This is a genomic window from Flavihumibacter sp. UBA7668 (genome assembly GCF_002483205.1).
Lineage (GTDB): Bacteria > Bacteroidota > Bacteroidia > Chitinophagales > Chitinophagaceae > Flavihumibacter.
Window position 1 is genome coordinate 395,004 of sequence record NZ_DLHM01000004.1, and the last position, 12,415, is coordinate 407,418.

The window sequence follows — 12,415 nt, forward strand, 5'->3', positions numbered from 1 at the left end:
ATCTCGTAAGCGCTTTTCCTCATTGCGTAAACGCATCGGATTACCGCCTGTTAACTTCGCGCCTTATAAACCATAAGAACGAAGATGAGACAGACTGCACTGGTATTTTTATTGATTTTTAGTAGTATAGGAATATTTGCTCAAACCGGAACCGGAACAATAAAAGGAAAAATCACCACATCCGACAAGAAAGCGGCCGAAGGTGTTACTGTTGTATTGGAACCCATTCACCGTACGGTATCTGCCGATAACGGCGGAAATTTCAGTTTCGCCAACCTTCCTGAAGGGGAGTATACCATATTGGTAAGTCTGGTAAGTTATGAAGATGTATCCCGCACTGTTCAGTTGGATGCTGGCCAGACCAGTGTGGTTGATTTTCAATTAAACCTTTCCAACAGAGAACTAAGTGAAGTAGTGGTGATTGGCAATAAAAATAGTTTCAAAACCAACCGGGTTTCCAATTCCCTTCGATTAGGCAGCAGCCTGCTTGAAACGCCACAGAATATTCAGGTGGTTACTTCCAAACTGATTAATGACCAGCAGATTTTTGATATGCTGGAAGGTGTTACCCGCAACGTTAGTGGAGCCTCCAGAGTAGAGCACTGGGATAATTATGCTCGGATAACCATGCGCGGTAGTAATGTTGGTGCATTCAGAAATGGCATGAATGTATCCACCACCTGGGGACCATTAACGGAAGATATCAGCATGGTGGAACGTATCGAGTTTGTTAAAGGTCCGGCTGGTTTTATGTTATCCAATGGAGATCCTGCCGGCTTTTATAATGTGGTAACTAAAAAACCAAGTGGCCGCAATAAAGGGGAAGTAACCATGAGTTTGGGAAGCTTTGATTTGTATCGTGCAACGGCAGATCTGGATGGAAAATTGACGGAAAATGGAAAGTTGTTGTATCGCATCAATGTAATGGGACAAATGAAAGGATCGCATCGTCAGTTTGATTTTAATAATCGGTATTCTATTGTACCGGTATTAAAATACCTGATTGATGACCGCACCTCTGTTACATTGGAATACACGCATCAATATTCAGAAGTAAACCTGATTGGCTCCAACTACCTGTTCTCTAAAAGAGGGTATGCTGATCAGCCAAGAACGATGACGCTGGCGGAATCAAGAATGCCGGCAACCAAAATGCTCGACAGAAGCATCTTAGCAATTTTTGATCATAAACTGAATGATAATTGGAAACTGACTGCTCAGGCTGCTTATTTTAATTATAATCAGGAAGGGGCTTCCTTATGGGCAGCCGGATTTGATCCGGACAATGATAGTTTATTGCAGCGTTCCATGAGTAGCTGGGATGTATTAGGTACCAGCAAAATGGGACAGTTATTTTTAAATGGACAGGAGCGGACAGGGTCAGTAAGTCACAAATTTTTACTGGGCCTGGATATGAGTAATAAAGAATACTTCCACGACTGGAATCAGTATACGATGTTGGGTTTACCAACATTTAATGTGTACAAACCGGTATATGGACAAGGGGCTATTCTTGAAGTGGATCGCAGTAAAAGTATTCGGGAAAGAGGCGTTCGTTATTATAACGGATATACCGGTTACTATTTGCAGGATGAGCTTGGATTTATGGAGGATAAATTGCGATTAACGCTGGCCGGTAGAATTACTGAACTGCGGACTGGAGATGTTTATTCAGGTGATTTCAAACGCAGCAAGTTTACACCGAGAGTTGGTTTGAGTTATTCTATTGATGCCAATACTGCAGCTTATGCATTACTTGATCAATCATTCATGGAGAATTATGGTGTGGATGAGGCAGGGCGTGTCTTTGATCCTGTAACCGGAACCAATATGGAATTGGGTATTAAAAGAGACTGGCTGAATGGAAAATGGAACTCTGCAGTAACGGTTTATCAGATTAAACGGGATAATGTATTGGCAGCTGATCCTAATAAACCCAATCCCGCCGGTGGATTTTTTAATACAGAAACCAAACAGGAGACCAAAGGTGTAGAAGTTGATATAAAGGGACAGCTTGTAAAAGGGCTGGATGTTATTATCAACTATGCGTTTACAGAAGCAAAAGTTACCGATCACCCTGAAAAAGCAGCAATTGGTACGCAGGTAGCTGGTTCTTCTCGTCATATTCAGAACTCCTGGTTGAATTATCGCCTGGATCGTGGAAGGTTAGCAGGTTTTGGAATTTCTGTTGGTTATCAATATCAGGCAAAAAGATCACCCTGGTTTGTTTTTGATGGAACAGAAAACAGTCTTCCGGATTATTTCAGAATGGATGGCAGTATTTCTTACCAGCGTAAAAATATCGGGTTGAATCTGGTGGTAAATAATATTCTGAACAAATACCTGTATTCAGGTGCTCCCTATGCCGATTATTTTTACTGGCAGGCAGAGCCCGGAACAAATGTTCGGTTCACGGTTGGATATAAGTTTTGATCTAATTCATATGTTGTTTCATGAAGTTTAAAAAACTGATAGGAGTTGCACATCTTTGGCTCGGACTCGCATCCGGCATACTGGTGGTTTTTCTGGGAATTACCGGATGTTTGCTGGCTTTCGAAAAAGAAATCCGCAACCTGACCGAACCGTATCAATTTGTAACTAAACAGGATAAACCCTACTTGCCGCCATCCCAATTAAAAGCGATTGCGGCAAAACACCTGGATGGCAGACCGGTTCGCGGATTGGAATATGCCGGTCCGGATAAAGCAGCATTTGCGGCTTATTATGATACGGTTGCTTACACGATTGTGGCAATGAATCCGTATACCGGTGAGGTGTTGAAGGTGAAGGATATGACGAAAGATTTTTTTCGGATTGTTCTGAATGGACATTTTTATTTGTGGCTACCTCCAACTATTGGCCGTCCAATTGTAGCATCTGCAACACTGGTTTTTTTGGTGATGCTGATAAGTGGCATCGTGCTTTGGTGGCCTAAAAATAAAGCAGCCATGAAACAACGTTTTTCCATCAAGTGGAATGCGAAATGGAGAAGGGTAAATTATGATCTGCACAATGTATTGGGATTTTATATGAGCTGGATCGGCATCTTTCTGGCATTAACCGGACTGGTATGGGGATTTGATTGGTTTGCTGATGCTACTTATTATGCTACCTCGGGAGGCAAGCAAAGACCACCCCATGAACATCCGGTATCAAAACCCAATACGGAGGGAAAAAATACAGACCTGATTGCGGATTATCTCTGGGCCGGGCATCTCCTAAATATGAAGGAGACCGAAAGTATTACTGTTTTTTATCCCGACCTCGATACGGATCCGCTTGAGATGGGAGTGAATCATCGTCCGGGTACCTATTATAAAGTCGATTACTACCATTACGACCGTTTTAGTGGGGAAGAACTTCCGGCTACCGGCTCTTATGCAGGAAGTTTTAACGAAGCATCCCTGGCAGATAAACTGGTTCGAATGAATTATGATATCCATGTAGGTGCGGTATTGGGATTACCTGGTAAATTCCTTGCTTTTTTTGGTAGTCTGATTGCCGCTTCTCTTCCTGTAACCGGCTTTTTGTTATGGAGAGGGCGACGTAAAAAGAAAACGGCACCTCAACGGGTAGCTCAGGATGTTATTTTTCAACCAGCATAGACTGCTGACATAGGGTTGTCACTGACCATACTAATTTCGCGTCAAATTAACCCAACTATGAATCAGGTCAGTCAGGCATCCATGTATTTAATCGGAATTACAGTAAGAACATCCAACGAAGCAGGGAAATCCGGAACAGATATACCGGAATTATGGAATCGATTCATAAGCCAGGGTTTGCTGAAACAAATCCCCGGCAGAATCAATGATACTATTTATTGTGTCTATACCGAGTATGAATCGGATTTCACAAAACCCTATACTACACTATTAGGATGCCAGGTTGCATCTCTGGAAAACATACCGGAAGGCATGAAGGGTATTGAAATTCCGGAGGGCATTTACGAACAGGTTACAGTGAAAGGGAATTTGCTGGAGGGGATTGTATATGATGCCTGGACAGAAATCTGGGACCGCCCATTGCAACGAACCTATCGGGCCGATTTTGAAGTATATGATGAGAAAGCAGCAGATATGTCCAATGCCGAAGTAAACATCTTTGTTGGGGTTCAGAATTGAATGCCTGAAATAACGGGCAAATGATCTGAAAACGGCACGGAAGGGACATGGGTATGTCCTGTTTTTGCTTTCATTTGCCGGTTGATAAAAATATAATCAATAGTTTTTACAGGAGCTTCTGTCGGGAAACTGGGTTGGTTCAATCCGGATACCGGCAGCAGCTTCTTTTGTAGTAACAGTATTTCTTCCTGATCCGGAGTTGCGTTCAGATCGCCAACAAAAATAGCAGGCAGGTTTTTCTTTTTAAGATAAGCCAGCACTTCTTTGGCCTGCTGTAGTCGGGTAGGGGCATCCAGCGAAAAATGCGCATTGGCAAAAATTACCCGGCCTTTTCCAGGAACCTGCACAACAGCGGCAATTAAGGCAAGTGATTGCCTCAGACTGTCTTTCTTCAAAATGCTGAGCCTGATATTTTCAACGCTTTCTATTGGGTAGCGTGATAATATTCCCTGTCCGTATGCACCTCCCTGAAAGGCAAAATGCCGCACAAAGGCATACTGCATGCCGGTAAGCTGGGCAAGCCGCTTCATCTGATCAGTTTTGCCAGATCGGTCGCATACACTGTCAACTTCCTGCAGGCCAATGATTTCAGCACCGGAATCTTTGATGAATAAACCCATGGAATCAAGGGTAATCTGTTCCTGTTTATTGGCACCATGATGAATATTGTAGGTCATTATGGTGAATGCTTGCTGTGTCGGATGAATTGAACCAGCATGCTGAAATAACAGTAGAAGATACAGCAGAAGCATAATTTCTTAGTGTTCCATTTTTTTTACTTCTTCCCAAACAAAATCTTCAATTTCATCGAAGAGAAAGCGTTCATGTTTTCCCTTGGTTTGTTCTTCGAACTGATTGGTCAGTTTCAGCGCCAGCTGGTATAGATCTTCGGTAGCGGATTGATCTACTGATTCATTAAAGCTTTTTGGCTTTTTACCTTCTTCCAGGCTTCTGATATAACACAAAACTTCCACCACTTCAAAATGTGTTTTTTGCCAGGATTCAAATCCATTTGGAAAATCGGGAGTTGACATATTTAGTTTTTTATATGGTATAGCTGTAAACTAAATATAAGGCATTTATTGGAATAGGTTTGTCAGACAGGTGTTATTAATAGGTATACCCTCTTCCGTTGCATCGATCACATTGATCGGAGATGGTTTTAAAAGTATTGTGTTCTGTATAAGTAGTGATCTTTTTGTCACCGCTGATGGTGCTGCCTGTTTTATAGGTTACGTCTTTAGTTACAAAGGAACCTGATTTTACCTGTTTATTAACTGTTTTATGACCATTGCAGCTGCCACAGGTTTTTCTGAAAGCCAGGTCGCTTTCTCCTGCCAATACAACATATCCTTTATAGGCTGCCGGGGCATTTCTTGCTTTTGCACTATAATAAATCCCGTCATTGGTGTAGAATCCGGTTAAAGAGGTGGAAGTGATTACTTTTTTAATACCGGCTGCATTGGGTACTCCTATAACGGTACCAACAATCAGACCTGTCATGTCTCCCTGATCTTTTTTTGCATTTCTGTTTGCTAGAGCCAGCATTTTTTCTGTTGCATCAGGATGATTTGTTAACTGGTTAAGATAATGTGTTGCATTCATCGAATAGGCTTGTTTGTTTTTTTCGGTTATGCTTCCACCTTTTAATCCCAGATAGTAGTAATATAAAAACTCAATACTTTTAAGATGTTGTGCTGATGCGTTTTCTGTCAATTTTTTAATCGCATCGGTTTCCTCATTGGCATTGAATTGTTTTAGGGCAAGTACGTATACGGCATCTTTATTTCCAGCCGCACTTGCATACGTATAGAATTCCAACGCTTTGGCATATCGGTCTTTTAATCCTATGGCAATACTATCGTAATAATAACCTTTGAAATAGTCCATTGCACCTGCATTACTTAGTCTTGCAAACAAAGAAGCACAAATTGAATCATGTCGGAAAGCAACAACTGTTTTAAGTGCCAGCTCCGGTCTCATGCTGTTGATATAAACAGCTGACAGAAGTTTGGCTGCATGCGAACTTTTCTTTGTTATTGTTTTTTCCAGCCAGCTGATTGCAAGAGCGCTGTCCTTATGGCGACCGGTACCTGACAGGTAAGCAATGGCAATTTTCAGCATTGCTGCCGTATCTCCTTTTTTTGCCAGCACTTCCATTGAATCGAGGTCTTTTGAACCGGATTTTACTCTTAATGATGTCAGTTTTTGATGGTAGAAAGGGATAGAAGCAATAGATTCAATTCTTTTTTTAGCCGGTTCATATCCTTTTGCTGCCGATTTCAATAATAATTGATCAATTTGTTCCCAGGTATGAGCTGGTCTGGCATTTAATGTATCTACTGGCAATAACAGGTCGGCAACTGCATACTCATAGGACCCATCAATGGTTTCAGGCTTACCAGTTGCATCAAACAGATAACGGATTTTATTGATTGTTACTATAATTTTCTCCTGTTCGTAAACCGTATTCCAAATTGGAAAAATTTCAGCTGTAAGTTTGTTATAGGATTGATCCAATAAACCGGTTAGTTGGAATTTTTGCTCCGGATTTGACGTTTCGGAATAAAATAATTCTCTTCCGGCAGTTGGCTTCAGGATACTATAATCTGTTTGCAACATGAGTTTTCCTGTTTCATCAACTACATTGTATTTACCCGGATATTCATTTCGTTTATAGAGATATTGCCCCGGTTGCACACTTTCCTTAAAATCTTTGTTAACGACATTTATGGTAAATCTGCCTTTAGTGTCCATCAATCCGCCTACCGGATTATATCTGTCGTAGACGATTGTTTTTCCGTGTTTAAATGGAGACGGTGTATTGAATGCAAATTTGGTAAGTGCGGCTCCCTTAAAAGTAAAATAAGCCCAGTAGTTGGATATACCTGCAATACCAATTATACCTTCTCCAAGGTGTTTGGCGTTCTGAATAAGAGGAGCACTAAAGTCATTAACAATTTTACCGGACCTGTCAATTATAAATACTTTTTTTATTGTATAGGCAACTGTAAAGCCATCATGAAATGCTGAAATTCCGGTATAGTTTCCTCTTAGTTCAAAAATTGTCTTTCCCGCCTTGTCAATTGCTCCAAATTTTCCTGAATTAAATTTTACAGCTGCAAGACCATTATCAAATGGAGTGGCATAGGAATAAATTGGCTGAATCAGTATAGTGCCGGATGCATCTCTAAATCCCCATTTATTATTTTCTGAAAAGGGAAGCATCTGCTGCGCCTGAAGAAAATTTTGCATTACTAACAGCAAAATAATAATTGAAAGGTTTTTCATCTGAGTTGTTTAATTACTGTGTAGTTAAAACGGAAGACAATTTGATTTAGTGCAGCAAATTCGAGTATTTATGGATTTTGAGCATAGGAATACGAACTATTGCGTATTGTACCTCCGGCCTGTATGCGTGATTTTTACTTTACGAATAAAATCCAATAGAATGAAAAGAGCCATTGCCTTTCTGGTGCTTAGCACCTGTTTTATTTTTTCCTGTAGTAAGAATAATGAAAACGATGATGCATCCGGTACTGCTTCATTTATGCTGGTTGAACGAATTCCGGGTACTCCACGGTTGTATGAAAGGGCTGATTTGGTTATGCACAATAATGAACCTTTTATGTGTGCAACCAGTGCTGAATTCGGGAATTTTAATAGTGTGTTTTTGTTTCCGTTAAAGGATGGCTGGCGAGCCTATGAACAGCCAAATCAGGAATTTTTGTTACTGACCAACTTTAATAAAACTATTTACGGTATCATGGAGTATCGAGAGCCTTTTCAAAACGGCCAGGTGGCAGGCTACCGGTATTCTTATTTCCTGTATAAATGGATTAGTGAGGCGTTTGAAAATATTGCACAGTTGAATTTTACGGATCATAACAACCAGGAAAATACACCGCTGCAGAGTTTGAGATGGTGGATCAATGAAGGTAAGCTTCACCTGATGGCACAACAAAGTAATGGAACCAGTTTTTTATGGAATCTGACGAACGATCGATTTGATCAGAAAAAAGAGATCGGAAATACCGGATTAAATGCCATTGTTCTTTCCTCGGATTCATTCATCAATTTTACCAATTACCGCCAGTTGAATGGCAGTTTCGATCGTACCGATAAAGTGACAGGTTTTTATTTTGACGGACAATCTTTACAAACTGGAAAGGAACATGTTTTTCAGGAAGCATTGGATGGAAGCTTTAATTCTACTTATTCCTTTTATGCAGCCATTGGAAAAAATCTGTTTGGAATAAGGGATGGCGAATTAAGAAATCTTGATACAGATAAGACGATTGTAGAATTGGGTGAGGGGCTTCAATTTCAGGTTTCGGGTATTCGTGCAGTCAACGGAAAATTGTATATGCTGCTGGGTAAAGGTGATTCTGATTGCAGTGCATTGGGTGTATTTGATGGAATAACATTTAAACAATATTCTTACAAGCTTCCAGCCGATCTGGATCCCTGTTCCAGATTGCTTGATGTGGAAGAGCTGAATGGTAAAATGTATTGTTTAGTGCTGAGTAACCGGCAATTGACAGTAGTACAAAGGGGACTTTAAAAGATCCATTTTTTTCGGGTCGCGGCATTGATCGCACTAACCTTATTATTAACCTGTAGTTTTCGGTAAATATTCTCAAGGTGTTTACGGACAGTGCCTTCACTTATTTGAAGAGCTGCACCAATCTGTTTATAACCCAAGCCATCTTTAAGAAGCTCCAGCAATTCAATTTCTCTTGGTGTAAGGATGCAATCCATTTGCCCGGTTTGGCTGTTTTTTTTGGATGATTCTGCTGCACGTATATATTGTAGTGCTTTCAATGCAATGCTGGCAGACATGGCAGCCCCGCCATTCATGGTTTGCCGGATTAGCTGCACCAGTTCCGGACCTGTTTCTTCTTTTAACAGATAACCATTTGCTCCGGCCAGAATGGATTGGAAAATTTTTTCATCATCATCAAATGTTGTCAGCATGATGATTTTGCAGGATGGATTTTGTTGTTTAAGTTCTTTTGTGGCTAATATGCCGTTGAGTTCCGGCATTTCAATATCCATCAAAATGAGATCAATGGATTGTCCCGGTATTTTTTCTAATAATTCAGCGCCGTTTTGCGCCTGGATACATATCTCAAGCTGTTGATCAGATGCCAGTTTGTCAAGGATAGCTGCCATCGTTCTTGCATTGTCCTCTGCTACAGCAATTCTTATTTTCATACCGATTGTTTGAGTTGTTTAATGGGAAGCTGAATCTGTAAGCTGGTTCCTTCATTCGGGCGGCTAAAAATTTCCAGTTTACCACTGAATTCCTGAACTCTTTCCCGCAGGTTACGAAGTCCGGAACCAATTTGTCCGTCTTTAGATACCATGCCTTTCCCATTATCACGGATCGTTAGATTGATAGCTTCCATGTTGTTTTGTAGTTGAATGGAAACTGATTCGGCTTCTGCGTGTTTCATTGCATTATTTACTGCTTCCTGAATGATGCGGAAAAGCTGTGTGGAAAGGGTTGAACCAAGGATAAGTTCAGAATGGGCGCCTGTTGGATGGACCGTTATTTTGGGAATTTTTTTATAGTAATCCTGCAGTTTGCTGTTAAATTCAGCAACACTTACTTCCGGATTATTCATAAGCCAGACTGTTTTACGAAGCTCGGAAATCGTTTCATCTGTTAGTTGTCGTATATTATGGAGAGCAGTTGTGGCTGTTGAAACGGATGGCTCCAATTGTTCAACCGAAGATTTAATAAAGGTGAGATAGCTTCCGATATTATCATGCAGTTCTCTCGAAATCTGCATACGCTGCTCATTGAGTTGAGCCATTTGCTGTTGATTTGTTCGTAATTTTTGCTGTTTGTAGTAAAGCACTGCAATAGCAAGCGACAAAACAAACAGGACACTGATGCCCGCCAAAGCAAGATTTCTGAATCGTAAATCAGCTTTGTTTTGTTCCAATACGGAGTCTTTGCGGGCAGTTTGATATCGGGTTTCCAATTCAGCAGAAGTTTTAATCATTTCATTTTCAGTGAAGCTGTTTTTAGTGCTTTCATACAATCCAAGATAATGTTGCATACTATCAGCCTGATGAATACCTCCATAAGCGATTGCAGACTGTAGGTAAATACTGATAAGTTGTTCGGTTAAACCATTTGATTCAGCAAAAGGTTGTGCCAGTTTCAACTCCTCCAGCGCTTTCTGATAGTTCCCGGTGGAATTGAGTGCAATTGCAAGCGTGGTTCTGCCGCTTGCCAATTCTCCTTCCATTCCCATGGATGCTCGAAGTTCAATGCTTTCCTGCGCAAGCTTAATAGCTTCAGTAAATTCTTTTCTTCCGATTTGGATATTGCTTAGGTTATTTAGTGCAGCAGAATGTGCATATTTATTACCTGCAGTGGTTGCACTGGTAATTGCTTTCTGGTAGTGTAATTCCGCGTTGGAACTGTCCTTTTTTTTTAGGTATGTATTTCCGATATTGACGAGCGTGTTAGATAGTTCATAGATTTTATTTAGCGATTCAAGAAGTTCTGCACTTTGGGATTGGTATTCAATTGATTTTGAATAATTCCCCATTGTAAAATACAAGGATCCAATGTTCCCCTTCACCTGTGCAGTTTCAAATGCTTTATTTTCTTTTTCATAATAGGAAAGAGCAGATGTGAACTGCTGCATGGCACTATCTAATTTCCCGGCTTTGTAGTAACAGTTGCCCAGTTTCAAACGAATGGATGCAGAGCCACTGTAATCTTTTATTACTGTACGGATTTCCAGTGCTTTTCGTAGTTCAGAAAGGGCAGCATCCAGGCTTCCCTTCAATAATAGTGCGGTGCCATAATCATTCCGTGCCTGCGCTTCTATTTTCCGGTCTGTAATTTGGGAAGATGCCAATACCGCCAAATTGCCATAGTGAAGAGCGGAGTCTATAGATATGGACAAATATGCCCAGCAAAGATCGCTCAATGCCGTAGCTTTTTCCTTGTCGGAAGAAGTGGTATGAATTATATTTTTTAGAGAATCAGTTTCTGTATTGGTCTGAGCAGCCAGGGTTAAGGGCAGAATTGTTGAAGCCAGTAGTAGCCATCCGGCGAGCATTAATCTGAGCATACGGTGTTGGGTTCAGCCATGAATTTAAGCAATTCAGGCAAACGGGGAGGTATATACGCCAGGATACGACATTTTGCGTATTGCAAATCCATGAGAATACGATCATTTTTACGCTAAATATTCAATTCCATGAAAAAAATTCAAGTCCTGCTTGGTTCTGCAGTATTGTTTTGCTTCGTATCTCTGAATGCGCAGATCACAGAAAAAGATGCTAATAAATTTTTTGCCCCCAAAGGCAATCACCGTTCACCCTTCAAAGGTGAAACCGAAGCCTGTTTAACCAGTGTTAATTTGCAATTCAAGCTGGCATCACGTGAAACCCTGGAAAAAAGAGGAGCTGGAAATATTATCTCCTGGGCCTTTCTGGAGGGAATAGATGAGACACTGATGCAGGAGATTGCGAATGAGTATTACACCAGATTGGCACTGAAATTAAAAGAGAATGGAATATCTGTAACGGATGAGTATCGGGAAAAAGATGCCTATAAAAAGCTGGTAGAGAAAAGTTCAGATCGAAACCGGGAAGTTTTTAAAAAAAACTGGGGTGTAAGCCGGATTATTACTGCCAATGAAGCACCTTATATTGAATATCCGGTTGGTATGATGGGGGCACATTCGTCTTTGGGCAATGATTTGAAAAAGCCAGTGGGACAGGTATTCATCACCATTGACTTTGCCGAATTTGTATTGAAAATCAGTCAGTCTGCAAGAGATATACAGGGACTGACTACTACAAAATCGAAATCAACACTGATTCCAAGAATTCGGATTGAGGGAGTATCACAGGGTGCAAAGATGCGGGGAGATGGAAGTTATGCATTATTTACAGGTCGCAATTGGGGTTATACCAATGCCATCATGCCGAACGATAAGGCACTGCATTCGGAACTGGGGTATGCCCTGGAAACCCAGGCAGGCAAAGGCATGCCGGAAACTATGAAGCGCTTTAAATCAAATGTGGCTGGTGATATGGCAGCTATTTTTAGTGGCGGATTGATAGGTAATGGTCGCGCTACAGGGGAGTTCACCTATACCGTAAAAGCTGATCCAGCCTTGTACAAAAAAGCAGTGCTTGATGCATTGGATACTTTCAATAATTACCTGATAGCTTATATCAAGGCAAATCGCTAGTGAAGTTGGTTTTTCCTGGCACCCCGGGCAAGTTATTTGTCCGGGCATTTGTTTTTCTGT

Annotated in this window: 10 protein-coding genes; 5 read left to right on the forward strand and 5 right to left on the reverse strand. The window is 41.0% G+C overall.

Annotated features, from left to right (window positions below; translation table 11 throughout):
* Nucleotides 1-84 precede the first annotated feature (84 nt).
* From B2746_RS09780 to B2746_RS09790, 3 genes are read left to right on the forward strand one after another with little or no spacing between them, the layout of a single operon-like run.
* The gene (locus tag B2746_RS09780; RefSeq protein ID WP_290792810.1) at nucleotides 85-2,433 is read left to right on the forward strand and encodes a TonB-dependent receptor; all 2,349 of its coding nucleotides are present in this window, start codon (nucleotides 85-87) and stop codon (nucleotides 2,431-2,433) included.
* A 20-nt stretch (nucleotides 2,434-2,453) separates the two neighbouring features.
* The gene (locus B2746_RS09785) at nucleotides 2,454-3,605 is read left to right on the forward strand and encodes a PepSY-associated TM helix domain-containing protein (protein WP_290792812.1); all 1,152 of its coding nucleotides are present in this window, start codon (nucleotides 2,454-2,456) and stop codon (nucleotides 3,603-3,605) included.
* 57 nt (nucleotides 3,606-3,662) lie between these two features.
* Nucleotides 3,663-4,124: a GyrI-like domain-containing protein gene (locus B2746_RS09790; protein ID WP_290792814.1), complete on the forward strand. Its 462-nt coding sequence runs from the start codon at nucleotides 3,663-3,665 to the stop codon at nucleotides 4,122-4,124.
* Here the strand turns inward: B2746_RS09790 and B2746_RS09795 are convergent.
* The 3 genes from B2746_RS09795 to B2746_RS09805 all read right to left on the reverse strand — a co-directional run bounded on the left by B2746_RS09795 (nucleotide 4,115) and on the right by B2746_RS09805 (nucleotide 7,415).
* Nucleotides 4,115-4,876 (reverse strand): endonuclease/exonuclease/phosphatase family protein, encoded by a 762-nt coding sequence (locus B2746_RS09795; RefSeq protein ID WP_290792817.1) that lies wholly within the window; start codon nucleotides 4,874-4,876, stop codon nucleotides 4,115-4,117. The two genes, B2746_RS09790 and B2746_RS09795, sit on opposite strands and share 10 nt — an antisense overlap.
* Before the next feature lie 6 nt (nucleotides 4,877-4,882).
* Complete coding sequence (locus tag B2746_RS09800; protein ID WP_290792819.1) at nucleotides 4,883-5,158, reverse strand: hypothetical protein; 276 nt, start codon at nucleotides 5,156-5,158, stop codon at nucleotides 4,883-4,885.
* Between the two features lie 76 nt (nucleotides 5,159-5,234).
* Nucleotides 5,235-7,415: a WG repeat-containing protein gene (locus tag B2746_RS09805; protein ID WP_290792822.1), complete on the reverse strand. Its 2,181-nt coding sequence runs from the start codon at nucleotides 7,413-7,415 to the stop codon at nucleotides 5,235-5,237.
* 160 nt (nucleotides 7,416-7,575) lie between these two features.
* Between B2746_RS09805 and B2746_RS09810 the strand changes: the two genes are divergently transcribed.
* Nucleotides 7,576-8,688 carry a hypothetical protein gene (locus tag B2746_RS09810; RefSeq protein ID WP_290792825.1) on the forward strand — a complete coding sequence of 371 codons (1,113 nt, stop codon included), beginning with the start codon at nucleotides 7,576-7,578 and terminating at the stop codon, nucleotides 8,686-8,688.
* On the opposite strand, the gene B2746_RS09815 is transcribed toward B2746_RS09810, so the two are convergent.
* Together B2746_RS09815 and B2746_RS09820 are read right to left on the reverse strand one after the other, a co-directional pair.
* On the reverse strand, nucleotides 8,685-9,341 hold the full coding sequence (locus tag B2746_RS09815; RefSeq protein ID WP_290792827.1) for a response regulator transcription factor: 657 nt from the start codon (nucleotides 9,339-9,341) through the stop codon (nucleotides 8,685-8,687). The genes B2746_RS09810 and B2746_RS09815 overlap by 4 nt on opposite strands.
* Nucleotides 9,338-11,224 (reverse strand): tetratricopeptide repeat-containing sensor histidine kinase, encoded by a 1,887-nt coding sequence (locus B2746_RS09820; RefSeq protein WP_290792830.1) that lies wholly within the window; start codon nucleotides 11,222-11,224, stop codon nucleotides 9,338-9,340. The genes B2746_RS09815 and B2746_RS09820 overlap by 4 nt, the downstream gene beginning before the upstream one ends.
* A 129-nt stretch (nucleotides 11,225-11,353) precedes the next feature.
* Here B2746_RS09820 and B2746_RS09825 point away from each other — a divergent pair, with 129 nt between their 5' ends.
* On the forward strand, nucleotides 11,354-12,355 hold the full coding sequence (locus tag B2746_RS09825) for a hypothetical protein (RefSeq protein ID WP_290792833.1): 1,002 nt from the start codon (nucleotides 11,354-11,356) through the stop codon (nucleotides 12,353-12,355).
* The last annotated feature ends 60 nt before the right edge of the window (nucleotides 12,356-12,415 follow it).